Annotated in this window: 25 protein-coding genes and 3 pseudogenes; 24 read left to right on the top strand and 4 right to left on the bottom strand. The window is 57.9% G+C overall.

Features of this window, described 5'->3' with window-relative positions:
• From ASILVAE211_RS26185 to ASILVAE211_RS23010, 3 genes and pseudogenes are all read right to left on the bottom strand, one after another.
• Positions 1 to 349, bottom strand: a pseudogene (locus ASILVAE211_RS26185) (hypothetical protein); the annotation flags it as partial.
• A gap of 12 nt (positions 350 to 361) precedes the next feature.
• A pseudogene (locus ASILVAE211_RS26565) lies at positions 362 to 538 on the bottom strand (hypothetical protein); the annotation flags it as partial.
• Between the two features lie 126 nt (positions 539 to 664).
• A complete protein-coding gene (locus ASILVAE211_RS23010) occupies positions 665 to 1,609 on the bottom strand; it encodes a nucleoside hydrolase (RefSeq protein WP_227323707.1) in 945 nt (314 codons plus the stop codon).
• A 143-nt stretch (positions 1,610 to 1,752) separates the two neighbouring features.
• Here ASILVAE211_RS23010 and ASILVAE211_RS23005 point away from each other — a divergent pair, with 143 nt between their 5' ends.
• The 15 genes and pseudogenes from ASILVAE211_RS23005 to ASILVAE211_RS22935 all read left to right on the top strand — a co-directional run.
• Positions 1,753 to 2,865: an ABC transporter substrate-binding protein gene (locus ASILVAE211_RS23005; RefSeq protein ID WP_227323706.1), complete on the top strand. Its 1,113-nt coding sequence runs from the start codon at positions 1,753 to 1,755 to the stop codon at positions 2,863 to 2,865.
• A gap of 65 nt (positions 2,866 to 2,930) precedes the next feature.
• On the top strand, positions 2,931 to 3,818 hold the full coding sequence (locus ASILVAE211_RS23000; RefSeq protein ID WP_227323705.1) for a branched-chain amino acid ABC transporter permease: 888 nt from the start codon (positions 2,931 to 2,933) through the stop codon (positions 3,816 to 3,818).
• 7 nt (positions 3,819 to 3,825) lie between these two features.
• A complete protein-coding gene (locus tag ASILVAE211_RS22995) occupies positions 3,826 to 4,701 on the top strand; it encodes a branched-chain amino acid ABC transporter permease (protein ID WP_227323704.1) in 876 nt (291 codons plus the stop codon).
• Positions 4,685 to 5,440 (top strand): ABC transporter ATP-binding protein, encoded by a 756-nt coding sequence (locus ASILVAE211_RS22990; RefSeq protein WP_227323703.1) that lies wholly within the window; start codon positions 4,685 to 4,687, stop codon positions 5,438 to 5,440. Before ASILVAE211_RS22995 ends, ASILVAE211_RS22990 begins: the two co-directional genes overlap by 17 nt.
• A complete protein-coding gene (locus ASILVAE211_RS22985) occupies positions 5,437 to 6,159 on the top strand; it encodes an ABC transporter ATP-binding protein (protein WP_227323702.1) in 723 nt (240 codons plus the stop codon). The genes ASILVAE211_RS22990 and ASILVAE211_RS22985 overlap by 4 nt, the downstream gene beginning before the upstream one ends.
• Complete coding sequence (locus tag ASILVAE211_RS22980; protein ID WP_227323701.1) at positions 6,156 to 6,917, top strand: IclR family transcriptional regulator; 762 nt, start codon at positions 6,156 to 6,158, stop codon at positions 6,915 to 6,917. The genes ASILVAE211_RS22985 and ASILVAE211_RS22980 overlap by 4 nt, the downstream gene beginning before the upstream one ends.
• Positions 6,918 to 6,963: 46 nt before the next feature.
• A complete protein-coding gene (locus ASILVAE211_RS22975) occupies positions 6,964 to 8,340 on the top strand; it encodes an amidohydrolase family protein (RefSeq protein WP_227323700.1) in 1,377 nt (458 codons plus the stop codon).
• 1 nt (position 8,341) lies between these two features.
• Complete coding sequence (locus tag ASILVAE211_RS22970) at positions 8,342 to 9,316, top strand: isopenicillin N synthase family dioxygenase (protein WP_227323699.1); 975 nt, start codon at positions 8,342 to 8,344, stop codon at positions 9,314 to 9,316.
• Positions 9,317 to 9,772: 456 nt separating this feature from the next.
• Positions 9,773 to 10,654, top strand: a complete 882-nt coding sequence (locus ASILVAE211_RS22965; RefSeq protein WP_227323698.1) for a transporter substrate-binding domain-containing protein — start codon at positions 9,773 to 9,775, stop codon at positions 10,652 to 10,654.
• Positions 10,655 to 10,673: 19 nt separating this feature from the next.
• Positions 10,674 to 11,531 (top strand): amino acid ABC transporter permease, encoded by an 858-nt coding sequence (locus ASILVAE211_RS22960; RefSeq protein ID WP_227323697.1) that lies wholly within the window; start codon positions 10,674 to 10,676, stop codon positions 11,529 to 11,531.
• Complete coding sequence (locus ASILVAE211_RS22955; protein WP_319799632.1) at positions 11,528 to 12,310, top strand: amino acid ABC transporter ATP-binding protein; 783 nt, start codon at positions 11,528 to 11,530, stop codon at positions 12,308 to 12,310. Before ASILVAE211_RS22960 ends, ASILVAE211_RS22955 begins: the two co-directional genes overlap by 4 nt.
• Before the next feature lie 3 nt (positions 12,311 to 12,313).
• Positions 12,314 to 12,892 (top strand): cysteine hydrolase family protein, encoded by a 579-nt coding sequence (locus tag ASILVAE211_RS22950; protein WP_227323712.1) that lies wholly within the window; start codon positions 12,314 to 12,316, stop codon positions 12,890 to 12,892.
• Entirely contained in the window at positions 12,892 to 14,202 is a 1,311-nt protein-coding gene (locus tag ASILVAE211_RS22945) for an LLM class flavin-dependent oxidoreductase (RefSeq protein ID WP_227323696.1), read from the top strand. The genes ASILVAE211_RS22950 and ASILVAE211_RS22945 overlap by 1 nt, the downstream gene beginning before the upstream one ends.
• A 242-nt stretch (positions 14,203 to 14,444) precedes the next feature.
• On the top strand, positions 14,445 to 14,660 hold the full coding sequence (locus tag ASILVAE211_RS22940) for a LysR family transcriptional regulator (protein ID WP_227323695.1): 216 nt from the start codon (positions 14,445 to 14,447) through the stop codon (positions 14,658 to 14,660).
• A gap of 293 nt (positions 14,661 to 14,953) precedes the next feature.
• Positions 14,954 to 15,133, top strand: a pseudogene (locus ASILVAE211_RS22935) (ISL3 family transposase); the annotation flags it as partial.
• Here ASILVAE211_RS22935 and ASILVAE211_RS22930 read toward each other — a convergent pair.
• On the bottom strand, positions 15,130 to 16,518 hold the full coding sequence (locus ASILVAE211_RS22930) for an ISL3 family transposase (RefSeq protein WP_227323694.1): 1,389 nt from the start codon (positions 16,516 to 16,518) through the stop codon (positions 15,130 to 15,132). The pseudogene ASILVAE211_RS22935 and the gene ASILVAE211_RS22930 overlap by 4 nt on opposite strands.
• Before the next feature lie 570 nt (positions 16,519 to 17,088).
• Here ASILVAE211_RS22930 and ASILVAE211_RS22925 point away from each other — a divergent pair.
• The 9 genes from ASILVAE211_RS22925 to ASILVAE211_RS22885 all read left to right on the top strand — a co-directional run bounded on the left by ASILVAE211_RS22925 (position 17,089) and on the right by ASILVAE211_RS22885 (position 26,839).
• Positions 17,089 to 18,159 carry a 2-hydroxyacid dehydrogenase gene (locus ASILVAE211_RS22925; protein ID WP_227323693.1) on the top strand — a complete coding sequence of 357 codons (1,071 nt, stop codon included), beginning with the start codon at positions 17,089 to 17,091 and terminating at the stop codon, positions 18,157 to 18,159.
• Between the two features lie 58 nt (positions 18,160 to 18,217).
• On the top strand, positions 18,218 to 19,372 hold the full coding sequence (locus ASILVAE211_RS22920) for an alpha-hydroxy acid oxidase (protein ID WP_227323692.1): 1,155 nt from the start codon (positions 18,218 to 18,220) through the stop codon (positions 19,370 to 19,372).
• 308 nt (positions 19,373 to 19,680) lie between these two features.
• Positions 19,681 to 20,460, top strand: a complete 780-nt coding sequence (locus ASILVAE211_RS22915; protein ID WP_227323691.1) for a GntR family transcriptional regulator — start codon at positions 19,681 to 19,683, stop codon at positions 20,458 to 20,460.
• Positions 20,444 to 21,232, top strand: coding sequence for an SDR family NAD(P)-dependent oxidoreductase (locus tag ASILVAE211_RS22910; RefSeq protein WP_319799631.1), 789 nt, complete (start codon positions 20,444 to 20,446; stop codon positions 21,230 to 21,232). Before ASILVAE211_RS22915 ends, ASILVAE211_RS22910 begins: the two co-directional genes overlap by 17 nt.
• Complete coding sequence (locus tag ASILVAE211_RS22905) at positions 21,232 to 22,269, top strand: sugar phosphate isomerase/epimerase family protein (protein ID WP_227323690.1); 1,038 nt, start codon at positions 21,232 to 21,234, stop codon at positions 22,267 to 22,269. Before ASILVAE211_RS22910 ends, ASILVAE211_RS22905 begins: the two co-directional genes overlap by 1 nt.
• A gap of 65 nt (positions 22,270 to 22,334) precedes the next feature.
• On the top strand, positions 22,335 to 23,423 hold the full coding sequence (locus tag ASILVAE211_RS22900; RefSeq protein ID WP_227323689.1) for an ABC transporter substrate-binding protein: 1,089 nt from the start codon (positions 22,335 to 22,337) through the stop codon (positions 23,421 to 23,423).
• Positions 23,420 to 24,925 (top strand): sugar ABC transporter ATP-binding protein, encoded by a 1,506-nt coding sequence (locus ASILVAE211_RS22895; RefSeq protein WP_227323688.1) that lies wholly within the window; start codon positions 23,420 to 23,422, stop codon positions 24,923 to 24,925. Before ASILVAE211_RS22900 ends, ASILVAE211_RS22895 begins: the two co-directional genes overlap by 4 nt.
• Positions 24,926 to 24,929: 4 nt before the next feature.
• A complete protein-coding gene (locus ASILVAE211_RS22890; protein WP_227323687.1) occupies positions 24,930 to 25,892 on the top strand; it encodes an ABC transporter permease in 963 nt (320 codons plus the stop codon).
• Complete coding sequence (locus tag ASILVAE211_RS22885; protein ID WP_227323686.1) at positions 25,889 to 26,839, top strand: ABC transporter permease; 951 nt, start codon at positions 25,889 to 25,891, stop codon at positions 26,837 to 26,839. Before ASILVAE211_RS22890 ends, ASILVAE211_RS22885 begins: the two co-directional genes overlap by 4 nt.
• Positions 26,840 to 26,915: the final 76 nt, after the last annotated feature.

Here is a 26,915-nt window from a genome sequence, read left to right as displayed (position 1 = left end):
CAACGCGCCGCCGCTCAAGATCCACCATGATCGTCCCGTAGCTTTGACCCTTGGTCCATGACCAGTCGTCGACTCCCACGACCCTCAGTGGCGCCCTGATAGCATTCACACGGGCCCGGTGCTTGACGTGGCGCAAGACGGTGTCGTCACTGGCTGGAAGACCAAGGCGTGACAAGAGCCGCTCAGCAGGCTTGCCTCCAGCCACGTGCCCGACTGCCTGCATAAGGTCAACGACCCGGCACGTGCGCCTCAGGAGGGGCGTGATCACGCCCGGCAGCCGCTCGGCAAAAATCTGTTGGTCGCAGGTGGGTTCGCGGCATCGCAGACGTGCGAGCCGGAGGCGAACCATGACCGGACTTCCCTGAAGCGGAAGATCGCGCAGGTTTCGCCAGTAGGTGCTGTGTCGGGCACTCGAGTGGCAAGCGCAGGATGGACAAGGGCCGTGCCCAGGGCCCGACGCGACAATAAGCCACCCTTCGTCTCTTCGCTCAGCACTTATCACGCAGATGTTGGGCCCGACGGCGATTAATGCTCGCATCCTCGTCTCCCCTGAGTTCGACGACGTTTTTTGCCCGTTCCCGTCTCGTCCTGCACCGAGAACCAGACAGAGCCCCTGAAATGTGAAATCGTACAATCAGAAGGCCAGTCGCTTGTAGTAACGTTGTCATGGCAAACACGAGATCTTTTCGAGCATCAATTCATAAAAGGCCGAATTGTCGAGTTTTTTAAGTACTCGGCAATTGGGTGCAAGTTTGGTCACGTTCCACCAGTCAACGATCGTCATGCCAATGGTCTTCGGCGATTGAAGCTCGATTGCGACATGGCAATCCCGACCCTCAAAAAGGTGAGGCGCGAGCAAATAACCGATCACACAGGGGTCGTGCAGGCAGTAGTCTGTGACTCCGAATTTTTCATTGCCGTATCGCTGGTAGAATTCGGCCATGCCAGCGGCCTGAACTGCCGTCTGCGTGCCTAAGCCGCGCAATTCGCTAAGCCATTCAGGTGTCATTTTTGCCTGATAGGTGCAGTCGATCGGGACCATAGTAAGCGGCACGCCAGAGGTGAAGACCGTATGGGCAGCGTGCGGATCGACGTAGATGTTGAACTCGGCGGCAGGGGTCGTGTTGCCTCCCTCGAAGAAGCCTCCGCCCATCAACACGACTTCGCGGATGCGTGGCACGATGCGCGGTTCCATGACCATTGCCACCGCAAGATTGGTCATCGGCCCGAGTGTGCAGACCGTGATTTCGCCCTCTGCCGCGGCCATGAGAGTGCGGATCATCCATGCCACCGCGTGCTCACTCTGGAGCGGCATCGTGGGCTGTGGCAGGTCGCACCCGTCCAGCCCGCTGTCCCCATGCACGCGCTCTGCCGTTTCTAGCGCCTTGACCATCGGGCGTGGGCAACCGGCGAAAACAGGGATATCTGGCCGCCCTGCGAGTTCCAGCACCTGCCGCGCATTCCGCTGCGTCAGGGCCAGAGGAATATTCCCGGCGCAGGTAGTGATCCCCAACACTTCGAGAGCCTCGCGCGCGCCAAGCGCCATAAGGATCGCGAACGCATCATCCTGGCCGGGATCTGTGTCGATGATCAGTTTGCGAGCAGCCATGAGGCCAATCCTTTCTATTTCACCAGATGAAATGCATTTTATAGATTGACATGATGAAAGCATTGGCAAATTCTCTGCGCAACCCGCTTTCGCGGTCCATTTTGTTTAATTTTTGAGCATTCCTAACTGGAGAGGACTGGCCTATGCGCAAATCCTTGCTGGCGGCTTGCGCCGTCGTGCTGTTAAGCGCCGGTTGGGGCGAGACCGGTCAGGCAGCCGAGGATGCCATACCAGTTGGCGTCATTGCGAACCTGACCGGCACGGACGTGCAATCCAGTCTCGATATGGTGCACGGTGCCCAGGCAGCGGCTGACAAAATTAACGCTAGTGGCGGGATCAAGGGCGATAAGATCAAGGTCATCGTCGAGGATTCCGAATATCGTCCCGCCGCCGGTATCGAGGCCGCGACGAAACTCTTTGACGTTAACAAGGTGAGTGCCGTTCTCGTCTTCGGCGGCAGCAGCGTGACCTTGCCCATCGCGGAAATGGCCCAGCCCGCAGGCAAGATCGTGCTCAACACCTCCGCAAGCTCAGCCAAGCTCGGCGACTATCCCGGCACGCTCTACAGCACGCTACCGCTGGACGACATTGTGGGCGCGCAGCTCGGCGACTATGTCGCCAAGGAAGGTGTGCATACTGCCGTCTTCATCGTGCCCAACAATACCTTCGGCACCGGCCTGATGGACAAGGCTGCGGCGGCCTTCACCGCGCATGGCGGCAAGGTGCTCAAGGAAATTGCCTATAGTGAAGGCCAGCCGGATTATCGCGCGGACCTGCAAGCAGTGCAGCGGCTGAAGCCCGATGCCATCATTGGCGCGGGATACGGCGACGACACCCGCACCGTTTTCCGCGCCGCACGTGAGCTGGGAATCAACGCGCCCTGGTATGTCGCCTATCCGTCAATATTCGCGGTAGAAGACCCGAAGTGGATGGAAGGCCGCCTGATGGGTTTGGACAATGGCGGCCTTGATTCCCCCTTGGCCAAGACGCTGTCATTGCAGGCGACAAAGCAATATGGTGCTGCACCGCGCCCCAACTACTACTACGCCTATGACGCGATGACGCTGCTCGGCCTTGCCATAGAAAAGGAAGGCACGACCGCTGCCGACATCAAGAAGGGCCTGCCGGAAGCGGTGAAGGGCTATCAGGGTGCGACCGGTTCGATTGATTGGGACGCGCGTGGACAGCGCATCAACCCGCCGATGGATTATTTTGTCTTCAGGAATGGCGCGCTGCAGCCCGCGCCGGCTCCGTGAGCTTGGCCGCCCTCATGCTGGACGAAAAGGCTGGCGGTCCTGCACCGCCAGCCGGTTGACGGCCCATGCTGCAAATTCTGATCAATACGCTGATCTATTCGGGCGAAATCGGGATTATAGCGGTCGGGGTAGCGCTATCCTATTCTGTGCTTCGCTTCGCCAATTTCGCTCACATTCAATTTGCCGTCGTCGGTGCCTATCTCGCGTTCACGCTCAACCAGTTTTTGCATTGTCCTCTCGTGCTGGCGGTGATTCTCGCGGCCGTGTTGACGGGTGGAATAGCGGTTACGGTGGATGCCTTAGTTTTCTCGCGGTTGCGCGACGTTACGCCCGAGGGCAAAATGATTGTCTCTTGGGGGGTCGCCTTGCTGCTGCGATCAACCATGGGCGCCATCTTCGGCAGTTCATCGCGCGTCTTCGGGTTGGAACCGGCCTCTCTCCAGATCGGCGATGCCTTCTTCACGTCGCTTGATGTCGTGGTCGTTGTGGTTGCGATCCTCGCGATGATTCTGCTCCATTTTCTTCTGTATAGCACCCGTCTCGGCACGGCGCTCCGCGCGCTCGCGAGCAATGCCGATCTCGCTGCGACGCGCGGCATTCCGGCGCGGCGGATGGTATCACTGATGTGGTTCATCTGCGGCGCCTATGCCGCCATCGGGGGCTCGCTCTTCGCGCTTGAATCGCAGTTGGCACCCAACATGGACCTCATCATCCTATTGCCGGTCTTCGCCTCGGTCACGCTCGGCGGCCTAAGCAATGTCTTTGGCGCCGCGCTCGGAGCGTTGGGCCTGTCGCTCGCGCAGAACCTTCTCATCGGTGTCGATTTTGGTTCCTGGTTTTCCGCCAATTCCTGGTCAGTACCGACGCAGTTCCGCGATTTCATCGCGGTCGGCGCCATGGTGATCATCTTGCTGCTGCGCCCCTATCTGGCGCGCAGACGGCGCGCGGTGTGAGAGCGGTATGATCGATTTCGCCGTATTCTCCATCACCATTATTGCCGTTTGGTCGGTGCTCGCCATCAGCCTGCATTTGCAGTTCGGCTTGACCGGACTTGTTAATTTTGGCCAGGTTCTGCCTTTTGCTGTGGGTGCATACGGCACGGCTTTTGCCGCGGCGCACGGCCTGCCGGCCTGGGCCGGGGCGGGTATTGGCGTAACTCTCGCGCCGCTTCTTGGTCTGCTCGTTATTCTGCCGGCGAGCCGCCTCGCACAGGATTATTGGGCGCTCGTCACCCTCGGCGCTGGTGAGATCTTCCGCCTCACGATGCTCAACGTACCGGTGATCGCCGGCGGCGATGAGGGAACGTCGGTCTATCGCTTCCAGAATGCCGATCTCGCCATGGTGCTGGCGCTTACCCTGCTGTTGGTGACTTTGCTCTTTGCGCGCCGCGTCGGCGCCTCGCCCCTGGGGCGGATGCTGCGGGTGTTGCGTGAGGATGAAGTTCTTGCAGCGACCTTGGGGCGCAATCCCTTCCGCCTGCAGCGCATGGTGACTGCCGCCTCCTGGGTCATGGCAGCGGCGGCAGGCGTGCTCTATGCCCATGTCACGGGTTACATCTCCCCTTCCAGCTTCACGGTCCTCGAAACCTTCGTGATCTGGACAGCCGTCGTGCTCGGCGGCCCCAGCACCATCACGGGCGTGCTGCTCGGTACGGTGATCGTGCAATTGACGAGCGTTTCGACGCGCTTTGTCGCGCAATGGAGCGGTCTGCCCTCGGATCTCGTCGCCAATCTGCGGCTTGGCGCCTACGGGCTGGTGCTGATCTTGGTTTTTCTCTACCGGCCGCAGGGCCTCATCCCGGAACGGAAGCTGCGATACGATGCTGACCGTCTGTGATCTCTCCGTCTCCTACGGCCGCTTCCAGGCGCTGCGCAGCGTCTCGCTCCAGGCCGCGCCGGGCAGCATCCTGGGGCTGATCGGGCCGAATGGCTCGGGCAAATCTACCTTCCTCAACGTCATCGCCGGCGTGCAGGCGGTGGCCAGCGGAGAAGTGCGGCTGGACGGCACCTTAGTGCCGCTCGGCCTGCCGGAGCGCGTGGCTGCCCACGGCATTGGGCGCAGCTTCCAGACACCGCGCCTGGCCCACCGGCTGACGGTATTCCAGAACATCATGATCGGCGCGCGACCGCAGGCGGGCGAGCGGCTGCGCTCGCTTTTTTTGCAACCGGCCACCGTGCGGCGGCGCGAAGCAGACATCCAGGACGAGGCGCGCTCCGTGCTGCGGCGGCTCGACCTCAGCCACAAGGCGAATGACTATGCCGGCATGCTGTCGGGCGGGCAGCAGAAGCTGCTCTCCCTCGGCATGCTATTGATGGGGCATCCGCGCGTGTTGCTGCTGGATGAGCCCGCCGCCGGCGTGAACCCCGTGCTGATCGAGCGCCAGATCAACTTGCTCAAGGAGTTGCGCGCCGAGGGTCGCATCATCCTTCTTGTCGAGCATAATATGGAAATGGTCTGCGGTGTGTGCGATCGCGTGGTGGTGCTTGATTCCGGCGCCGTCATTGCCGAAGGCGATCCCGATGCGATCCGCCGGGATGAGCGCGTTATGCGCTCCTATCTCGGAGAGCCGGCATGACCGCAGCCTTGCGATTTGAAAGCGTGACGGCCGGCTATGGTCCGATCACGGTGCTGGATGAGGCAAGCCTCGCGATGGGACCGGACGAGGTTCTGGTCGTGCTGGGCGCGAACGGCTCAGGCAAGTCCACCGTTCTGAAAACCGCCATCGGCCTGACGCGGCTTTCCGCTGGTCGCATCATGCTGGGCGAGTGTGACATTTCGGTGCTATCGCCGCACCGGCGGGCGGAGGCCGGCATGGGCTATGTACCGCAGACGCGCAACGTCTTCGCCGATCTCAGCGTCAACGACAATCTGCGCATGGGCGGTTTCCTGCATGCGGCAGGCCTAACCCGTGACATGGAGCAGGTCTTTGACCTGTTCCCGCGCCTGCGCGAGCGGCGGAGGGAGAGGGCAGGAGATCTCAGCGGCGGTGAACGGCGGATGCTTTCCATCGGCCTCACCCTGCTGCTGCGTCCGCGTATGTTGCTGCTGGACGAGCCCAGCAGCGACCTTTCGCCGGCTATGATCACCGCGGTGTTCGATGCCATCCGGCAGATCCGGGTTGAGACGCGCATTCCTGTGCTTCTGGTCGAGCAAAATCTGCAGGCAGGCCTCAGCTTGGCCGACCGTGTCTGTGTCATGGTGCGCGGGCGGGTGGCGCTGGAACAGGCAGCGCAGGAATTGAACCGCGAGCAGCTGCATGCTTTGTTCCTTGAGGGTGGAGTGCGCTTGTCATGAGCGAGGCGGAAGGGTCGGTTCGGACCGTGAGCCGCGCCATCGCCGTGCTGCGGGCCTTCGGCACATCCGGCTGGCTTTCGCTCGGTGAGGTCGCGAGCCGAACGGGTCTGGATAAGGCGACCACCCTGCGGCTGCTCCGCGCCCTGATGGCGGAGCGGCTGGTGGAGCAGGATCCTGCCTCCCGCGATTATGCGCTGGACATCGGCGTATTGGAACTGGCGGCGGGGGCGACACCCTATAGCGACCTGCGCCTGCGTGCGCAGCCGGTTTTGGCACAGATAGCGCAGGCGACCGGGGCCACGACCTTCCTAGCCATTCCCCACGACGGTGGTGCCCTCTGCATCGGTCGCGTGGACGGCGATGTCGCCATCCAGATCCGCTACTGGTCGGTGGGTGGCCGGATCGCGCTCAATGCTGGGGCCGGCCCGCGCGTGCTCATGGCCTATTTGCCTGAAGAGCAGCGCGAGGCGTTGCTCGCCAGTCAGTTGCCGCAATTGACGGAGCGCACCCCGACCGAACCCACGGCGCTGCGCGCGATGCTGGAAACGGTGCGCGCGCGAGGCTGGGAATTGGGCGTTGATGATGTGGTTGAAGGTGTCGCGAGCCTCGCGGTTGCCCTCTACGACCACAACCACCGCTGCATCGCGGCGATCAGCATTTCCGGGCTGCACAGCCGCATCCTGGAAAATGGGCAGCCCGCCCATCTCGACATTCTGCACGCGCAGGCGCGCGCATTGGAAGAACGCCTACCACGATGACACTTGGCCCCGCGTGGCAAGTCAATTTTTTGGATCGGGACGGAATATGAAAACCTATATCCATGGCGGCTATCTGATTGGGATGGCAGGTGGCAGCACCGACGTGATCACCGACGGTGCGCTGGTCATCGAGAATGACCGGATCGTTGCGGCCGGCAGCGCGGCAGATCTGGAGCCGCACAAGGAGGGCGCCGATTGTGTAATCAATGCGAAGGGTCATGCCATTCTGCCGGGATTCGTCAATACGCATACTCATCTTGCGGGCGCGCTGACCAAGGGCATGACCGAGGACGTGCCGACATTCGGCGGCCCGTTCCGGATCGCCCTCGGCATGCATGAGAATGTCATCCGCAAGGAGGATGTCCTGCTGCCCGGCATGGTGCATGGGGTCGAGATGCTGAAGACCGGCACGACGACGATCAACGAATGCTGGTGGCATCAGCCGCAATCGGCCCGCATAGTCGAGAACGTTGGGCTGCGCGGCGTGGTGGCAGCCGAAATCCGTGAGGTGGATAGTTCCCGCATTGGCTTCGGTCGCATGGAGCGCGAGTGGGACCAGCGCTTGGTCGAAGAAGGGTTCGATGAAGCGCAAGAGCTGTTCGAGAACTGGCAGGGCAAGGCGAACGGCCGCATCACTTGCCGCGTCTCCCCCGATGGGCCGGACCGTCTCCGACCGGAGACGATGGCGCGCTTGGGTGAGCTCGCGCGCAAGCACAATGTGGGCATCCACACGCATCTCTGCGCCGTGCCGGGTGAGGCAGAATTCATGCAGGCGACCTGGGGCAAAAAGTCCATCCCGCTGCTGCAAGAGCTCGGCATGCTGGGGCCGAATTTCATCGGGGCCCACTGCGTTTACATGGATGATGAGGATATCGGCATCATGTCTGATACCCGGTCCTGCATGTCCCATACTGCCTTCCTGGTCGGCAAGCGTGGCTACTACCCGCCCATGGAGAAGGTCTACAAATCAGACATGGGCGTGTCGCTTGGCAGTGACTGGTTGTCCAACGACATGTTCATGGTCATGCGGTCGGCGATCATTCTGCCGCGCGTGGTTTTCGGCAATACCTTCATCCGGGACGCGGCGGACGTGCTACGCATGGCTACCTGGGGTGGCGCGCATTGCCTGGGTATGGGTGACGAGATTGGCTCGCTGGAAGCCGGCAAGAAGGCCGACGTGATCCTTGTCAATCTGCGCCGGTCCTGGCTGCAACCGCTGCGGACCAACAACCTCGTCTCCAACCTCGTCTACAATGCCAATGGTGGCGACGTAACGCATGTCTTTGTCGATGGTGAACTGCTCGTCGACGGCGGTCAGCTCACGCGCTTTGACGAAGAGGAACTGTTCGACGAGGCGCAGGCCGTGGCCGACTCAGTTTGGGGCCGTGCACAATATCTGTTTGACGCTGAAGGAGTGCGCTGAGATGAGCCTAAAATCTCTTCCGATTGTTGACCTCTCGGGTCTCGCCGAGGCGGCCGACAGCGGTGACGCCGCGCGCCTCACCCCTCTGGCGCAAGCGTTCGGCGATGCCTGCCGCACCTACGGCTTCTGCTACATCGTCAACCACGGCATTTCCCTCGAACTGATGCGCCAGGCTTTCGCCATGAATGCCGCCTTCCATGACCGCCCGCTTGAGGAAAAGCAGCAGATCGCCATTAACAAAGCCCATCGCGGCTATATGGCGATGGCATCCTCAAAAATTATTACATCGAGCATCGAAACCGCCACCAAACCGAACCTGAGTGAATCCTTCATGCTCATGCATGAAGTAGCTTCTGGTGACGAGCAGGAGCCTCTAGACGGGCCCAACCAATGGCCCGCCGAGCCTGTCGAATTCCTGACTGTGGTGGGCGGTTATGATACTGCGCTTCGGCAATTGGGGCAGCGCATGACGCGGATGATCGCCGTGGCTCTTGGCCTCGCACCCGAGGGGCTGGACGATTATTTCCGCAGGCCCACGACCTTCCTGCGCATGCTGCATTATCCACCAAGCCCTGCGGACGCCGGCGAGAAGCAGTATGGCTCGGCGCCGCACACCGATTATGGCTTCATTACCATTTTGGCGCAGGACCAGAACGGCGGGTTGCAGGTCCGCAGCGGCAATTCAGAAGATTGGATTGACGCCACACCCATAGAAGGCGCCTTCGTCGTTAATATTGGTGACATGGGCTCGCGTTGGACGAATGGCCTCTGGCGGTCCACGCCGCATCGTGTGATCAACCGATCTGGTAACGAGCGCTATTCGATCCCATATTTCTATGACCCTTCATGTGACAAAGTCATTTCCTGCCTTGATACCTGCCGGTCGGCGGAAAATCCTGCACAGTTCCCGCCAGTACGCTATGGCGAATATCTGATGGAGCGAATCGACGCCAATTATAGCTATCGGAAAGCGTAGCTCCCTAGGTGAGCAGAGTGAGCGGGAGGTGCTCCTGCCTGTCTCACTCTGCTCACCGATATGATTCGGCACCATTTAGTCGGCGAAGCGAGGAATGCCTTTTTAAAAAGGCTGAACCTACCCGACCAACATGGCAGTGTTACGCGTAGGACGCAAAATAAGAGATGACGATTGCCGGGCAGGGAGCGGCTTTCCGCAGTATGGCTGATCGTGGCCAATTGGGGATTGGAGTCAAACTCCGCGCATGCGCAAAATGTAAGCAAAATCTCCCATCTATATTGACAAGCCCTACCAATCGGCCATTGAATTCATTTATACTCAAAAAGACTCGCCTATTGATTTGTCGTCTAGCATCGCTGCGCCAGCGTCGAGCGGCATTGCCGATAGTAATAACCAACGCAGCCACTGTGTTTTCAGTGGGCCATTCAAAACCCTCAGCTTGGAATTAGTGAGCTAATGAAGATCATGCGGCGGCCCACGATACGGACTGCGACAATTGCTGGTATCGTGGGGCTCACTGCCTTGATGGCAATGAAGCCCGCGTTCGCCCAGAGTAACATTGTGGTCGATCAGGCTAAAGCTGCTTTGCCTGCAGATATTCGTGCCGCAGGCGTATTAAAGGTTGCAACCTCCTTGCAATGGCCGCCCTTTGATTATCTGAAGGACGGCAAGCCTGAAGGCATCGATATTCGGCTCATTAAGCTTCTTGCTGAGAAGCTTGGCTTGCAAGCGCAGTTCAATGACCTGAAATTCCCGGCGATCGTGCCGGGGGTCGTTACCGGACGATTCGATATCGGCGTCGATCAGATCGGCGTGACGGCTGCTCGGTTGCAAGTCGTGGATCTCGTTCCCTATTTCGACAGCGCCTATGGTCTGATGATCCGCAAAGGTGCGCCTGCGCTCGACATCAACAATCTGTGCGGCAAGTCGCTGGTCATCACGCAGGGCAGCGCGCAGGTCGACATGGCCAAACAGCTGTCGGCGCAATGCGCGGCGGCTGGTCATGCGCCGATCGCATTGATCTATTTTCCCGACAGCGCCGTGACCTACCTCGCCTTGTCCAACGGGCGTGGTGACGGCTTTCTGACTGCGCGGGCCGTGGGCGTATACATCGTGCAGAGCAGCGACAAGCTGGCCATGGCCTCCGGCACGCTCGCGGGTAATCTTTCGATGGCTGGAATCGTGGTAAGCAAGGGCAACGCTGCCCTGGAAAAAGCCCTGACCTTGGCGATAGAAAGTGCGATGGACGATGGCAGCTACCGGAAGATCATGGCCGATTTCGGCGTGCCGGAGGGGGCCATCAGTAAGGCCCAGCTGCGTGCACCTGCGCAGCCGTGACATTTGACCCGAGTGGCGTATGAGCGCGCAATCGGCGGGGGCTGTCATTCTCCCGCGGCGGCAGCCCAGCCGCTGGATCGGCCTGCCGCTTATCGGCGTCATCATCGCCTGGATGATCTACCAGGTATTAACCAATCACGGGTTTCAATGGACCGTGGTATGGCATTACCTTTTTGAGCCCACCATCCTGGTGGGCGTCGGGATGACGCTGGCATTGACCGTGCTGGTCATGGCAATCGGGATCATTTGCGGCGGTGTGCTGGCGCTGGTGCGCTTCTCGCCGGGGCCAATGCTTCCGCTCTGCGCACGCGCTTATATCTGGTTCTTTCGCGGCACTCCGGTTCTGGTCCAGCTTGTTTTTTGGTATAACTTGGCCTCGCTTTTTCCGCAGATTTCCTTTGGCATTCCCTTCGGTGGGCCGAAGCTATTCGCGATCTCGGCGACCGCCGCGATCTCCTCATTCACCGCCGCCCTTCTCGGGCTCGGGCTAAACGAGGCCGCCTATATGGCCGAGATCGTGCGTGCGGGCCTGCTGTCGGTTGATCGCGGCCAGTCGGAAGCGTCGAAGGCGCTCGGCTACCGCCCGGCGCAGACGTTCCGCGTGGTGATTTTGCCGCAGGCCATGCGCGCCATCGTGCCGCCGACCGGCAACCAAATCATCGGCATGCTGAAATACACTTCGCTTGCGAGTGTCGTGGGCCTCGGCGAACTTATGCAGTCAGTCGAGAATATCTATGCGAGCAATTTTCAGACCATTCCTCTGCTGATCGTCGCGGCTCTCTGGTATCTGCTCCTCGTCGGCCTGCTCTCGATCGCTCAGTCCTTCATCGAGCGATACTATGCCTTTGGGACGACGGCAGGCGAGGGTGCACGATGAACGCCGACCGGCCCATGGTGCGTATTGACGATCTGTGGTTGAGCCGAGGGGTGAACGCCATTCTAAAAGGTGTCTCGCTCACCGTCGCGCGCGGCTCCGTCACGGCATTACTCGGGCCATCGGGCGCGGGCAAAAGCACTCTTCTCCGCTGCGTTAACGCGCTCGAGACCTACGACCGCGGGCTGATTCATGTCGATGACCTGCTCATCGGCTGTGAGAAGCGGGGCGACCAGTATTTCCGGTTGGGCGAGCGAGTGCTCAGTCGCCAGCGCGCCGAGATTGGCATGGTGTTTCAGAGCTTCAATCTGTTTCCCCATATGACCGTGCTCGAGAATATTATCGGCGCGCCCATTCGCGTGCGTGGACAGGGGCGCGCCGAGGCCATCGCCCATGCGCGCGACCTGCTGCGTAAGGTCGGACTGTCTGAGAAGGAGCATGCCTTCCCCAAGCAGCTATCGGGCGGCCAGCAGCAGCGCATCGCCATTGCCCGTTCGCTCGCGATGCGGCCGAAGCTTATGCTTTTTGATGAGCCGACATCTGCGCTTGACCCGCATCTGGTGGGGGAAGTTTTGCACGTCATTCGGGATCTGGCCAAAGGCGGCATGACGATGATGATCGTGACCCATGAGGTGCAATTCGCACGTGAGGTCGCCGATCGCGTCGCGGTTATGGTCGACGGGCAAATTGCAGAGTGTGGGCCTGCTGCCGCTGTTCTGAGTAATCCGCAGGATGCGCGCGTGCGCGCCTTTTTGTCGCGCACATTGCGCCCGGATGCATAATTGATGACGCCTGAGGGAAGAATGACGGAACTTTCTACCGCCAGACCTTGGCTGATTATTGTCGATATGCAGCCCGCTTTCGGGCATCCGGATAGCCCCTGGTGCACGCCGGGGCTGGATGCGACGGCTGATCGGATTGACCTTATCCGGCCGTTGTTCGGCAGCCGCGTGGTCTTTACCCGCTTTGTCCCGCCCGTGACCCAGCCGGGAAGCTGGGCGCCTTACTACGCTAAGTGGCCTTTCGCTCTGGAAGAGCGGCATGATTGGCTTTGGGCGCTGCTGCCCCGCTGGCAGGAGCGCCCCAGCATCGCAAGTCATCAGTTTTCTAAATGGAATACTGAAATGCAAAACAAGCTCGGCCCCAATCCGAGCGTCTATATTTGCGGTGTCTCGACTGACTGCTGTGTGTTGGGCACAGCCTTGGGGGCAGTAGACGATGGCGCGCATGTGCGCGTTATCACCGACGCCTGTGCAGCCAAGAACCCTGAGATTCAGGACCGCGCTTTGGGGCTACTCGCGGCGCGCAGCCCTCAGCTCGAGTTCTGCACCACCTCCAATTTGCTGGTGGACGGAGTGATCTAATGGCTGAACAGCGTCAGATGCATTTGGGCCTCATCGTGATGGGGGCGGGTAATCATGTCGCGGGCTGGCGCATGCCAGACGCAGAATTCGGATCGGAGAATTTTGCTCTGCTAAGGCGCATTGCCGAAAGCGCGGAAAAAGCCAAGCTTGACCTGCTATTTTTCGCGGATGCTGTGAATACAGGGCTGAACGCCCATCCGGGCATGATGCTGCGGCTCGAGCCATTGACCCTGCTATCGGCGCTCGCCACCTGCACACGGCGTATCGGCCTCGCGGCCACTGTCTCCACCACTTACACCGAACCTTACAACCTCGCGCGGATGCTGGCTTCGCTGGATCATATCAGCCAGGGCCGCGCAGGCTGGAATGTGGTCACTGGATCGAGCCCGGATGCGGCGCCGAATTTCAGCCGTGAAAAGCACCCACCCCATGCGGAGCGTTACGCGATGGCGGCGGAATATCTCAGTGTCATGAAAGGGCTTTGGGATAGCTGGGAAGATGACGCGCTGCGTGGCGACAAGGCGAATGGGACCTACGTGGACCCCAACAAGATGCACGTGTTGAACCATGAAGGGCCTTTCTACAAGGTAAAAGGGCCGCTCAACATCACTCGTCCGCCCCAGGGGTATCCCGTAATCTTCCAAGCGGGCGCCTCGGAAGCGGGGCGTGACCTTGCCGCAGCAACTGCTGAAGTGGTTTTCACTGTGCAGCAGGACCTTGAAGAGGCAGTGGCCTTCCGTACCGATTTGCGCCGCCGTGCGGTGCTGGCTGGCCGAAACGAGGACGCTATAAAGGTGATGCCGGGAGTTTGCCCGGTCATAGGTGACACGCTGGCGGAGGCTAAGGCCCGGATCACGGAGTTAGCGGAACTAGCCGATCCTGTGGCCGCTATGAAAGTCTTGTCGGATCGCATGGGCCAGGACCTTTCCAATTTCCCGCTGGACGGGCCGGTGCCCGAATTGCCGCCCTCAGATATGATGCAGGGCCATGCTGTGACGCTCGCCGCCGTCGCGCGCCGCAGCCGGATGACCCTGCGTGAATTGAGGGATTTTACGGCCGCCAGTTCGGGCCATCGCGTAATCTGTGGCACGGCGGAGATGATCGCAGATGATCTGCAAATTTGGTTCGACAGCGGTGCTGCGGATGGCTTCATTATCCAATCCACGCATTACCCTGCTCCAATGGACGTGTTTCTCTCTTCGGTTGTCCCTATTCTAGTGCAACGGGGGTTGTTTCGCGCCGAATACAAGGGCACGACTCTGCGCGATCATCTGAGACTAGAGCGTCCAGACCATCCGGCGGCGATTTGAACAAGGTTCGGCGTTGCTTCGAATGAAACGAGTTTTCCGCAAAATGTGGGCAAACAGCATCTGAGGGTGCAAGCAAACCATTAAAAATATTTTTGAAGGCCGCATATGTTGTTTGCGGCCTTCAACATGAATAATTTATAGATTTCGTCTCGAAGTTATGTAAGTGGATAGTGTAGCATGCCCGCCTTTTTGAGGGCTGGCTGCGTGCCCCTTTGTTCGCGCGACACCACCGGCGCGTTGCGGTGACGCGGGCAGCTCAGGCCTATCTGGGCGAGACTGGACCTGCGCTCGAAATCATCGTCTCGGCGACGACGAAATATGGGTTGGCAGACCATACGGTATTGCGGGTCAATGCAGTCGCGACATTCGCCCTGCGGTGGTTATCGCCGAAGCTCGCCAAATTTCATGAACAGCATTTGAGCGTCAAATTGAGGCTGGAGACCTCCAACGAGCCTTAGGAAGCTTTGCCGGACGCCCATGACGTCATTATTCGGGGCGGCTCAGATACTTTTTACGGTTTTTTAGGGCGTCCGTTCCTGTCAGAGGAAAGACTGCCTGTTTGCAGTCCGGCCTTGCTTGACCGCCTGCCTCTCCACCGGCTTCGCGATCTTGAGAAGCACATCCTTCTCCATACGCTGAGTCTCCGAAGGGTCCGGGACAACTGGCTCACCAACGCGGGCGTCGGAGACCTCCAACCGGAAAGACGAAGGCAAGCATCGATGATCTGCTTGATATTGGCGCGCAAACACCGCTCGCGAAGTTTGCAATTGGGCTTCAGCGTGACCTCAGTGCCGTCAAGAATGCGCTTGCAACATCTTGGACCACCAGCCCGGTCGAAGGGCAGATCAGCAAACTCAAGATGATCAAGCGCACCATGTATGGCCGGGCAGGTTTTCAACTTCTCCGCGCTCGGATCCTGCATGCGCATTAGCCACTCAATCTGCACGCTTTATGCGGAAGAGCCGAGAAGTGGTCCAACACCAACACCGCATTTTTGCGCAGAAGCAGGTCCATAGCCTTGACCCACCGGGAAGCCTTCGCAAGGGCAGGTTCAACGGAGAGGAGCCTGGCGATAAACTCGCGCTCCGTGATGGACTGGCGGGTGGGTGATGTTAAAAGCAGGCGCGCCAATCTTCTCCCCAGCGGCACAGGCGCGCGGGACGTATCATCATATTCATTTTCCAGAGAACGGGGCTTTTCGAGCCACTGGTAGACGACACTGCGCTTTCCTTCAAAACCAAAGGTCACCAACTCACGCCAAAGCTGGGAAACATTTCTGCATCCTTCTGCCATTCGCCTGTGAAGATACTCAGCGTGGTCATCGACGATGCTGGATCTTTGCGCGTGGGTCCAATTTGGGGCATGCCCTCTCTGCAGCCAACGTCGAACCCTCTTTCGCTCCATTCCAAGACGGCGGCCGATTTCCTGATGCGATATGCCGCTGTCTTTAAGGGCCTTAACATCCTCAAAGATCTCGCCTCTGCGGATGACGGCGGCTGCTACAGCTGGTTGTGACAGAGTTCGTGGTCTGCCAACTCGTCTGGCACCATGCCTCAGGGTGGCCTTCGGCTGAGGGCGCCGGTAAAGTTCAGCCGCAATTCGTTTAGCAACGGCACTATGCCGATCAATAACAGCGAGAAACGCATCTGAAAGATTGCGAAGAAGATGCCAGCGATCTGATACCTGAATTGCGCTTGGGGCGCCTTGGCGAATACCATCAGCATAGGCGCCAGCTCGATCGCGCGCGACGATCTCTACTCCGGGATGATCGCGCAGCCAGCATGCCAAGGTCTCAGATTGCCGATCAGGCAGGAGATCGATCACCTTGTTTTGTTCAAGATCGACGAGGATGGTGCCGTAGCGGCGCCCGCGGCGCCAGGCCCAATCGTCGACTCCGAGGACGCGTGGACAAGCGCGTTTTTCTGGGTCGACGCCGGTATCGAGAATTCTTCGGCCCAATGTGTCTGCACTGACCGGGCAGGAGATGCGTTCAGCCATCCTCGCGCCCGCGGAGCCGCCAAGAGCAAAAGCGATATATCGCTGAAGATCGACAAGGCGGCTCGTATGCCTGCCACGATGGATCGCCGACCCATCGAGGGGCTCCGCAAACGTTCGACGCGCGCAAGCCCGCTCTGGGCACCGAAAGCGTCGCGCTGAGACAAGTAAGGTGCACGGCCGTCCTTGCCAGGGCAAATCAGCAAGTCTTCGGTGATAACGACTGTGAACCTGCTGCCATGAATAACCACAGTCTGGACAGCATGCCGATATAGCCTTGGGCTTAACCTCGATTACCAGGCTATCCGGGTTAGATATCACTCGGCAAAGCGCCAAGCCATTCGGGATTTGGAGAGGGCGAGACAAAGACAAAGCGCGCGGGATCCGAAAACAGTGTGAATCCCAATGATGTGCCAAATCGAAGAGCTCAGTACAATCTCTAACTGCACGTTTTATGCGGAAGAGCCCAGATCTCAGCGGAAATCAACAGACCGAGAGCTTTTTTTCGGTCGTCTTGCTCAATCGCCTGTTGGCTGGCGTCCAGGCCAGGAAACGGCGTCCCGATCCGGCCATTGAGGTTGGAAGATCACACGCCCTACCATTTCCGGGGTTAGGAATGATGCCCGGGCAAGGGCAACGGCAGCACTTGCTGTCTGCCTTGGAGGCTCTCTGCGACACGCCTAATGTGAGGGGCGCGCTTCCCAAAAATTCTCTCCCACAAGTTTTTTATCGCCTTAACCTCAGAGACCCAATGGATCAACCGTTGACGGGATCGAAAATCGAATATATTTGATTTCCTAAAATGAAGACCAGGTTGCAAGCTGTGAGTCCGCTCATCCAAACCAGTCAATAGCTTTTAGGCTCGCTGCCCTTTCAGGCCGCGACCTAAGGGTGCAGCTGGACGGTGGGCGCCAATATTTTGCCACCGATAAATTTAGTAATCTGCCCGCTAACGTCAAAAACCACGAACTTTTCTGCGGATTTTTAATGACTGAACATAGCAAAACCATCGCGATCCTTGTGCCGGGTCCGTTAAATGAACAGGCCCTGTCACGGATTGATACGCAGTTTACGCTCGTCAAGACGCAGGACTTGGTGACTTCCGTCGTGCCGAGGGATCTTGCGCAGCGCATCAGGGGCATCGCCGCTATTATTCCTGTTAATGCTGCCATGATGGATGCCTTTCCTAGTCTCGAGATTATCGCCCACTTTGGTGTTGGCTACGACAGCGTCGATGTGCGCCACGCAGCGGAGGCGGGCATTATGGTGACAAATACACCTGGCGTATTGACCGAGGATGTCGCCGACTTGGCCTTGGGTCTGCTTCTGAATGCTATCCGTGAACTGCCCCGTGCAGAGAATTGGCTAAGGTCAGGTCATTGGGTGGCAAAGGGCCCTTATCCCCTTACCAAAATGACTCTTCGTGGTCGGCGCGTGGGTATATTTGGCCTCGGGCGTGTAGGGTTAGCAGTCGCGCACCGCGTCGAGGCTTTGGGTCTCCCGGTATCGTACTGCAACCGCAATGCGGTGCCCGATGCTCCTTATCCTTATTATACAAATTTGCTCGAGCTTGCGGAGAACGTTGACACGCTCATCTCTGTCGTGCCTGGCGGCGTGGCCACGGCGAAAGCAATTAATGCCGATGTGCTTCGCGCGCTAGGTCCGAATGGCGTTTTTATTAATATCGGGCGTGGCAGCAGTGTTGATCAGGAGGCACTGATTGAAGCTTTGAAGAGCGGTATCATCGCGGCTGCAGGGCTCGACGTGTACGCCGACGAGCCGAACGTGCCGCAAGCGTTGATAGACCTTCCCAATGTCACGCTTCTACCTCATGTCGGCTCGGCTACCGAATACACACGCGGCGCAATGGCCGATCTGTGTGTGGACAATCTTATCAGTTGGTTTTCGTCCGGGCGGCCAATTACTGCCGTTCCTGAGACAGCGCATGTTTTACCGCGGTGACGCTTGTCGGTAGTTCCGACACTGGGTCATTTGCATGACGGTCTATTAGGATCTCGCTATGAATTTCGCTAATTGGGAAGACGCAAGGGACTTGGCTAAGAGACGCCTTCCAAAGATCTTCTTCGATTTTATCGATGGTGCGGCATTCAGTGAACGCACGGCGCACGCGAATATGGCTGACTTCGATGCCTGGATTTTTGAGCAGCAAGTTCTCGTTGACGTGTCGGATCGTGATATCTCGACGACGTTTCTGGGCATAAAGCGGCGCATGCCTTTCATGCTTGCGCCCATCGGCTTTGGCGGTCTTTTGGCGCCACGGGGAGAAATCCAGGCCGCTCGAGCGGCCCATGCAGTTAATATGCCCTATTGCCTATCGAATTTTGGTATTATCTCACTCGAGCAACTGCGGGCCGCGACCGACGGTCCAATCTGGTTTCAACTTTATGTTTTGCGCGATCGAACGCTTTCGGAAAAGCTCATACAGCGCGCCGAAAACATAGGTGTGGAAGCACTGTGCATAACGGTCGATAGCCAAGTCAAAAGTGTTCGTGAGCGCGATACAAGGAGTGGTTTTCGTAACCTGACGAAGGTAACGCCGCGGCTTGCCTTATCGTTGATGACACGTCCGGTCTGGTGCTGGCACGCGATGCGTGCCGGGCCGCTGAGGATTAACAATCTCGCCGAATATCCTGAATATGGCGCGAATGCTCTCGAACAGGCGGCTAATCTAGGAAATCTAATCGAAGCTGCGATGACATGGGATGATATTAAGCGCTTTCGCGACCGCTGGAAAGGCAAGCTTGTCATCAAAGGCATTCTAAATGCGCGCGACGCGGTGCGCTGCGCCGAGATAGGAGCGGATGCGATCATTGTCTCAAATCATGGTGGACGCCAGCTCGACGGCACACATTCGACGATATCAATTCTGCCTGAGATAGCCGCGGCGGCCGGCGAACGGACGGATATTTTGTTCGACGGTGGCATTCGCCGTGGGACAGATATTGTCAAAGCCATGGCCTTGGGAGCTAAGGGGGTTCTTCTCGGCAGAGCCTATACCTATGCCCTTGCGGCCGGTGGTGAAGACGGCGTCACCCGGCTGATCGACCTACTTGCAACAGAAATGGATGTGACGATCGGTCACATGGGTATCAGTCAGGTGACTGATCTCTATCGGCGGCGGGCTGAGATAATGCGGGCAGCAGGGAAAATATAAAGAAGCTCATTGCCAGGCGTTTGTTGACAGATGATAAATATCAAATATATTCAATAGTCATCGAGCAACGACGAAAACACCTTTGGCTTCAGACTTAGGGAGAGCGGGGAGAGAGTATTGAAGCTTTGTGAGCTTTGCAAAGCATGAGCGGATTGTTCGATTTCGATTACACGAACGCGGCGATTTAACCTGCCGCAAGCTAAATCTAATGTGTCGGTATTTTAGGCAGAACGCCAAACGAGCACTTGTCTAGCATGTAGCTCTGGCCGAATTGTCTTACCGACAACAAGACTTTTCGGATTGAGGTAATGGAATCTATTCCTAACTTAGATGTTGCGCTCGAGAAGGCGCAGGGATTGAGCGAGCGGGTCTATAGGGCCATTCTACAGATGCTTGCGCGCGGCACATTACGCCGGGGGTCGACCTTACGCATCGATCTCCTTGCCAAAAGTCTTGACGTTTCACCAACCCCGGTGCGCGAGGCGCTAGCGCGACTTGCTGGAACTGGACTAGTACTTCACGAATCGCGTAAGGGCTATACCGTCGCCCCGCCAATGAACGCTGATCAATTAGCAGAACTTATGGAGGCCCGGCGGCTTATCGAGGTTGGCTCCATAGCTCTTGCCTCTCGAGAGGGAGGGCCAGCATTCCGTGACGCACTTGCCGGGGCGCTGGCACGGCAGAAGGCCGCCGTGGTGGCTTTTCATGCGGGCGGCACAGAGGCCGCCGCCGAACGCGAGAAACTTGCCTGGAACGTCATGGAAGCCGATTTGGAGTTCCATCAGGTTATATTTGACTACACGCGGAACCGCTTTTTTGGCGTGATGGCGGATGCTTTGTGCGGCCAGCTTCACCGTGTTCGCCAATCGGCCGAGAGAGGTGTTTCCGACGATATGGAAGCCTTGGCCGAACATCAAGTCATCCTCGACGCTGTCATGTCCGGTGACCGTGAGGCTGCCGAAAGGGCCATGCATTTTCACATGGATAACGTCACCAAGCGATCTTCTGCCGACCTTCCGCCAAATGATCCGGTAGAGGTGGTGGAGCGAGACGCACGTCAACGTTCAATGAATGACAAAAAAAGTTAGGTTTACGATGTATAATTACCCTATCGAAAGAACGGCGATTGTGACAGGAGCCGCGTCCGCTCGCGGTATCGGTCGGGATTTGGCACGTCGCTTGTTGAAAGCCGGTTGGCACGTGGGCGCTGTCGACCTCGATGCTACCGACACAAGCGACATCACGATTGATATCGACGATGCGGCCCTGCGGCTTTCCACGGCCCGCGCCGATATTTCCAAGGAAGAGGATGTGGAAGAGGCCGCGCGGCACTTCGAACGCAACCTGCCTCCGGTTCTTGCTGTCGTGAATGTTGCCGGTATCAGCGATCCGACACCGTTTCTGCAGACATCTCTGGATCGTTGGGAACGTGTTCTTCGGGTTAACCTGACGGGTACCTTCCTGATGACCCGGCGCTTCGTTCCGGGTATGATCGAACGCGGGGTAGGACGTATCGTGAGTCTATCTTCGACAGCCGCGCAGAGCGGTGGCGGCACCTATAGCGCTGCCGCTTACGGCGCATCCAAAGCCGGGATCGAGGGCATGACAAGAGCGCTCGCCATCGAAATCGCATCCACGGGCGTGACTGCAAATGCGATCGCGCCGGCCATCATCGATACCGACATCATGGGCGGTCGTATCGATGAAGAACGGCTGCCATATTTTACCAGCCGGTTGCCGGTCGGACGGTTGGGGCGTGTAGATGAAGTATCCGCCCTCATCGAATTCCTGATTGGTCCCGATGCCGGCTACATCACTGGGGCGACCTATAATATCAATGGCGGGGCGAGGATCGGCTGATGACAATGATGCCCCCTAACGAAACTTCATTGCAATCGATCGCAACCGCAGGCCAAAGCCTGCGGACATCCTCGGCGGCCACGCTCGCAGCGGTCGATCTGCCTCTGACGCTACCGTACTCGCCCGAGGATTGGCCCATCGGGGCTGCGATGCTGCAATTTCCGTCCGTGACGGCGAACGGAACCTCAATCAGAGATGCGGGGCCGGATCGTTGGCGGCAAGATTTCCGTGTGATTGCGGCTGAAGGATTTACGAGCGTCGAGATACCTAGCGCCTGGCTCCCGATTGGAGAGATGACGTCACGGGAACATCAAGATCTCAAGAGCGTATTGACGGAAATTGGGCTTAGCATTTGTGCAACTTCCGTCGTTCGTCGTAGCATCATCGACCCCAAAGATGCGCTTGATAATTTGGCGGCGACGCACCGGGCGATCGATGCCGCCGCGGCCGTCGGGTCGCCTTTGGTATGCCTCGGACTGCATGAGCCGTTGTCGCCGGAGCAGCTCGAGGTTCTTTGGTTTTGGACCGTGCCTGGCGCAACGACCCCAAATGATCGTGCAATCTGGAAAACGGCTGCCGCCCGCTATCGGGAGTTGGCGCAGCATGCGGCCGAAGTCGGCGTGAAGATATCGTTGGAGCTATACGAAGGCACTTATCTCGGACAGGCGTCCGATGCAGTCGAATTTTTGCATGAGATTGATCATCCGAATGTCGGGTTCAACCCCGATCTTGGCAATCTGGTGCGCGCCCAGGAAGTTATAGAACCTTGGGAGTCAATGGCACTGAAAACACTTCCTTTCGCGAATTACTGGCATGTGAAAAACTATTCCCGTGCCGAGGATCCGAAGGCCGGTGTCTATTTGACAAGCCCATCCCCCATGCCGTCGGGCGTCATCGACTATCGCAAAGCCATAACCTTCGCGATAGCGCATGGTTTTAGCGGTGCGTTTCTTTGCGAAAACTATGGTGGCGACGGGTTGACTGTCTCAGCGGGAAACCGCCGTTACATTCAACAACTTCTGACCGAACTACAGTAAAAATACGCCTATCGTTAAAAATTTAAATACAAACTAATAAAAAACTTAAAAAAGGAGGATAAAGCGTGAAACAGATCAAATTCGCTTCGGCGAGTGCTTTAGCGTTGCTTATGGCATTGGGATGCCACGCGGCGAAGGCCGATGACGCATCTGCTTTGAAAGATACATCGAAGTCGGGAATCGCACTCAGCAATTCCTATGCGGGCAATACTTGGCGACAACAGATGTTAAGAGTTTGGCAGGCGGCCGCGCAACAGGCGATCGACGGCCACATCATAGCTAAAACGAAAATCGTCAATGCTGATGCATCAGCTCCGCAGCAAGCAAGTCAAATTGAAAACTTGATCCTTGAGGGTTGGAATTCCATCGTTCTGGATGCAGCATCTCCCACAGCCCTCAACGGTTCGATCGAAGATGCCTGCAAGCAAGGCATCACCGTGGTTGTTTTTGACTCTCTCGCAACAGCGCCCTGTGCTTACAAAGTCGCCTACGACTATGTCGAGGCAGGCCGCATTCCGGCACGCTTCATCGTACAGCAGCTGCACGGCAAGGGTAATGTTCTCGTTGTCAGAGGCATGCCCGGAACGCAGGTTGATGTCGATGAATTTCAGGGTGCCCAAGAGGTGTTCAAGGAAAATCCGGGCATAAAAGTTGTCGGGACCGTCAATGGACAATGGACCGAAAGCGTTGCTAATAAGGAGGTTGCCGGCATTCTGCCGTCATTGCCGAAAGTCGATGCGGTGATCGGGCAGGGTGGTGATTCGGTCGGAACCTATCAGGCCTTCAAGGCGGCAGGCAGACCTATTCCTCTGATCACGCTGGGAACAAGACAAGAGGAACTTGCATTATGGGAAAAGCTTGATAAGGCAACACCGGGCGGCTACGCCACGGAAGCTTCCTCTTCCGTTCCGGGCGTATCCTCAATTGCATTCTGGGTCGCGCAGCAGATCGTGGCAGGCCGCAAGGTTCCGAATGTCGTCAAGGTTTCGCTTCTCCAAATCTCCAAGGCCGACTTGGCGACCTGGCTTAAAGTGACGCCCGTCGGCGCAGTCGCCAGTCCGGTTTACTCGAAAGAATGGACGATCGATCTCCTGAAGTCGATCGCGGCTAACACGGCGCCCCCGCCCTCTCCGGGACCCACGCAGAACAAATGAACGAGCCGCTAACAATTTTTCCGAATACGCCGGCGGCCCAACCGCCGCCGGCTATCGTCGACATGATCGGCGTATCCAAGCATTTTGGAGCGGTTAAGGCGCTGAACGATGCGACCCTCAGTATCGCGCAAGGCCGCATGATCAGTATTCTGGGCCATAATGGCGCCGGCAAATCTACGCTGATCCGCATTCTCGCCGGCCTCATGAAACCCAGCTCCGGTCAAGTGAGTGTTCCAGTGCGGAGTCGTGATAGCGAGCCATTTGGACCCAGACAGGCCCGAGCGGTCGGTATTCGTTGCGTATTTCAGGAACTTTCCCTTTGTGACGGTCTGACTGTCTACGAGAATACAAAAATCATTCATCCGAAATTGCGTGGCATAGGGTGGCAAAACAAGAGCAGAAGCCTTATCCGTGCCGCTCTGGACGACATTTTTCCGGGCCATGATATCGACGCCAATCAATTGGTGGGAAGGCTGTCGATTGGCCGCCGTCAAATGGTAGAGATTGCCCGTGCTTTCACCGTGACAGACGCACCAATTCGCCTTGTCATTCTTGACGAACCGACGTCATCGCTGGATGTGACAGCAGCTGATCAGCTAATGAAGTTTACGCGGCTTATTCGTGACAGGGGAATGAGCTGTCTTTTCATTTCGCATCGCCTTCGCGAAGTACTAGAATATACAGATGATATTGTCGTCATGCAGGACGGACGCATCGTCGATAACCTGCCAATGAGCTCTGCGGTATCCGAATCGATTCTCGTGGAGAAAATGGGTTCGGTCGAGAATAAAATTCCGGATGCGGCAGACACTGTGGCATCGGATAAAAAGCGTGGAGACCGCGTCGTCGATATTGTGGCGAACGGTGCATCAAAAAGTCTTCATGCCACGAAGGGAGAGGTCATTGGCCTAGCCGGGTTGGCAGGACAAGGTCAGCGAGAGCTGTTGTTGCAAGTCCTCGCCGCCTCTCGGAGAACGATGCCGGGACACAAGGTCATCGGTAGAGCGTCCTATGTAGCAGGCGACCGGCAGGGAGAGGGGGTTTTTCCGCTTTGGACAGTCGCGGACAATCTCAGTATTGGCGCCCTGCTCCGCGTTAGCCGCGCTGGTGTGATCAATCTAAGCCGTGAGCGGGCGCTGGTTGCGCGGTGGTGTGCGGATCTTTCGATACGTACACCCCGGGCGAAGCACCCTATTCGCGCCCTGTCGGGTGGTAACCAGCAAAAGGTGCTTATCGCCCGCGCTCTTGCAGACGATCCGGATATCGTGCTGTTCGACGATCCGATGCGAGGCGTTGATTTTAACACCAAGGCCGAGCTTTATGGGCTGGTTCGCCGGATGGCGAACGCGGGATGTACATTCCTTTGGTACACCACGGAGATTGCCGAACTTTCCAACTGTGATCGCGTCTATGTCTTACGCAGCGGCATGGTCACGGACGAAATCACGCGTGACGCACTGACTGAAGAACGTGTGATCAGTGCCTCTTTTGATCGGGCGTAACGCTATGTCCAAACATACCTCTATGGCGCTGCGTCGACCTTCTCGGCTGTCACCGGATCGTCTTCGCGTCGTTGTTCCCATCCTAGCTTTGCTCGCCATGCTGGTCGCTACCGGCTTCTTGCAGCCGCGCGTCATGTCCTATTTTGGCTTCACTTTGTTGCTACGGTATTCGTTGCCGCTGTTGTTCGCGACCATGGCGCAGTTGTGCATCCTTGTCGTCGGCGATATCGATCTCGGGATCGGCCCATTTGTTTCGCTGGTCAATTGCATCGTAGCGTCATGGCTCGCCGATCAGCCTTGGCTTTGCGGTATTGCGCTCGTGGGCGCTATTTTTGCCTATGCCGCGATGGGTGCTTTCATCCAATACCGCAGGCTACCTTCGATTGTTGTAACGCTCGGGTTTTCTTTCATATGGCTGGGGGCGGCTCTTCTCGTGAGGCCCACACCGGGCGGGACCGTTCCCGACTGGCTTATCGCGGCGACGGGGTTTCGGACACCGCTTGTTCCCATGCCGGCCCTTCTCGCAATCGTGGTAGCATTCATTGCCCACCATTTGATTATGCGCACCGCATACGGCACGGTTCTTCGTGGCATAGGCAGCAACGCTGCGGCTGTCGAGCGAGCAGGGTGGTCGCTTCTCGTTGGCAGGGCGCTGCTTTACGGCGCTGCCGGTTTTTGCGGTGTACTGGCAGGACTTACCCTTTCCGGGCTTAACACGACAGGGGATCCCTGGGTGGGAGCCCAATATACCCTGCTATCGATAGCGGGTGCCATTATCGGCGGTGCAGAGTTCTCGGGCGGCATCGTCTCGCCGATTGGCGCCGTCTTCGGCGCGATGATCATGTTGCTATCCAGTTCTCTCTTGTCATTCCTCAATATTTCAACTGATTGGCAGCTTAGCTTGCAGGGCGGTCTGTTAACCCTGGTGTTGGCTCTGCGCACATTATCCGTATGGGTGGGGAAATGACCGGCATGTCGTCTTTTCGCCGTTGGACTGCCACTCATTCCTGGATCTGGTCTTTCCTGGGTGCTGGCGCACTCATGATCGTGATGCTGCCGTTTTTGAGAGGGCAGGGAATCGAGCAAGTGGGGCAGGTCGCGATCCAATTTGCGACTTTCTACGTCATGGTCGGGCTAGGGCAGATGCTGGTGATTGCCTTGGGAAGCGGCAACATTGACCTCTCGGTACCGGGAACCATTACGCTTGCCGGATTTGTCGGATTGAGCGTCTCTAGTGGTGCCACAGGGACGCTCGGCGCCTGCGGTGCCGCCGTTGCTATCGGCATTGGCGCCGGTATTGGCAATGCCGTTCTCATACAAGTCCTGCAGATCCCGCCGATGATCGCGACTTTGTCGTCAGGATTTGTTTTGCAGTCGCTCGCGATTGCATTTTCACGCGGAGCGAGTGCGGTTCCGTCCCCGCTTCTACAGGCGATCTCGGTTCATCGTTTTGCCGGTGTCCCTGACCTCGCAATTATTCTCATTCTGGCGAGCCTGACTGTCGGTTTGGTGTTGCGCCAGACGCGTTTTGGCCGAACAGTTCTGGCCTCCGGGCAAAGTATTCGCGCGGCTCGTCTGACTGGATTGAGCGTAAATTCCACGATAGCGATCGTCTACATTCTGTCAGGAATTTTTGCCGCTTTAACAGGTCTTTTCCTTGCTGCTTCCGTTGGTGGCGCGTCCCTGGATATGGGCCAGGAATATCTACTCTTTTCGATAGCCGTCGTCGTCTTGGGAGGCACTGCCATTTCTGGTGGCGAAGCCAGCCCAACGGGTGTGTGGGGAGCGGCTCTTCTCCTTGTGCTCTCTGTAACGTTGCTGAATATCCTGGGTGTAGGGGCCGGTGTACGGTTTCTCGCCACAGGCATAATCATTGTCGGGGTATTGGGGGTGACGAAACCGCGCGAGGACTGACCTCGCCTTATCAGTCACTCGCCTGAGACCTCGTGCCAAATCAGTAAGAAACGCCAACCATTCCCAATAAGCCAAA

Source organism: Acidisoma silvae, assembly GCF_020618775.1.
Classification (GTDB): Bacteria; Pseudomonadota; Alphaproteobacteria; order Acetobacterales; family Acetobacteraceae; genus Acidisoma; species Acidisoma silvae.
This window is presented reverse-complemented; position numbering and strand designations above follow the sequence as displayed.

Excerpts from the sequence above, each read along its gene's own strand:
- ASILVAE211_RS22950 (WP_227323712.1), top strand. The coding sequence starts at position 12,314 with ATGACGCCTGAGGGAAGAATGACGGAACTTTCTACCGCCAGACCTTGG.
- ASILVAE211_RS22895 (WP_227323688.1), top strand. The coding sequence starts at position 23,420 with ATGAACGAGCCGCTAACAATTTTTCCGAATACGCCGGCGGCCCAACCG.
- ASILVAE211_RS22890 (WP_227323687.1), top strand. The coding sequence starts at position 24,930 with ATGTCCAAACATACCTCTATGGCGCTGCGTCGACCTTCTCGGCTGTCA.
- ASILVAE211_RS23010 (WP_227323707.1), bottom strand. The coding sequence starts at position 1,609 with ATGGCTGCTCGCAAACTGATCATCGACACAGATCCCGGCCAGGATGAT.
- ASILVAE211_RS22970 (WP_227323699.1), top strand. The coding sequence starts at position 8,342 with ATGAGCCTAAAATCTCTTCCGATTGTTGACCTCTCGGGTCTCGCCGAG.
- ASILVAE211_RS22920 (WP_227323692.1), top strand. The coding sequence starts at position 18,218 with ATGAATTTCGCTAATTGGGAAGACGCAAGGGACTTGGCTAAGAGACGC.
- ASILVAE211_RS22965 (WP_227323698.1), top strand. The coding sequence starts at position 9,773 with ATGAAGATCATGCGGCGGCCCACGATACGGACTGCGACAATTGCTGGT.
- ASILVAE211_RS22990 (WP_227323703.1), top strand. The coding sequence starts at position 4,685 with ATGCTGACCGTCTGTGATCTCTCCGTCTCCTACGGCCGCTTCCAGGCG.
- ASILVAE211_RS22915 (WP_227323691.1), top strand. The coding sequence starts at position 19,681 with ATGGAATCTATTCCTAACTTAGATGTTGCGCTCGAGAAGGCGCAGGGA.
- ASILVAE211_RS22945 (WP_227323696.1), top strand. The coding sequence starts at position 12,892 with ATGGCTGAACAGCGTCAGATGCATTTGGGCCTCATCGTGATGGGGGCG.
- ASILVAE211_RS22980 (WP_227323701.1), top strand. The coding sequence starts at position 6,156 with ATGAGCGAGGCGGAAGGGTCGGTTCGGACCGTGAGCCGCGCCATCGCC.
- ASILVAE211_RS22955 (WP_319799632.1), top strand. The coding sequence starts at position 11,528 with ATGAACGCCGACCGGCCCATGGTGCGTATTGACGATCTGTGGTTGAGC.
- ASILVAE211_RS23000 (WP_227323705.1), top strand. The coding sequence starts at position 2,931 with ATGCTGCAAATTCTGATCAATACGCTGATCTATTCGGGCGAAATCGGG.
- ASILVAE211_RS22960 (WP_227323697.1), top strand. The coding sequence starts at position 10,674 with ATGAGCGCGCAATCGGCGGGGGCTGTCATTCTCCCGCGGCGGCAGCCC.
- ASILVAE211_RS22985 (WP_227323702.1), top strand. The coding sequence starts at position 5,437 with ATGACCGCAGCCTTGCGATTTGAAAGCGTGACGGCCGGCTATGGTCCG.
- ASILVAE211_RS22975 (WP_227323700.1), top strand. The coding sequence starts at position 6,964 with ATGAAAACCTATATCCATGGCGGCTATCTGATTGGGATGGCAGGTGGC.
- ASILVAE211_RS23005 (WP_227323706.1), top strand. The coding sequence starts at position 1,753 with ATGCGCAAATCCTTGCTGGCGGCTTGCGCCGTCGTGCTGTTAAGCGCC.
- ASILVAE211_RS22995 (WP_227323704.1), top strand. The coding sequence starts at position 3,826 with ATGATCGATTTCGCCGTATTCTCCATCACCATTATTGCCGTTTGGTCG.
- ASILVAE211_RS22905 (WP_227323690.1), top strand. The coding sequence starts at position 21,232 with ATGACAATGATGCCCCCTAACGAAACTTCATTGCAATCGATCGCAACC.
- ASILVAE211_RS22910 (WP_319799631.1), top strand. The coding sequence starts at position 20,444 with ATGACAAAAAAAGTTAGGTTTACGATGTATAATTACCCTATCGAAAGA.
- ASILVAE211_RS22885 (WP_227323686.1), top strand. The coding sequence starts at position 25,889 with ATGACCGGCATGTCGTCTTTTCGCCGTTGGACTGCCACTCATTCCTGG.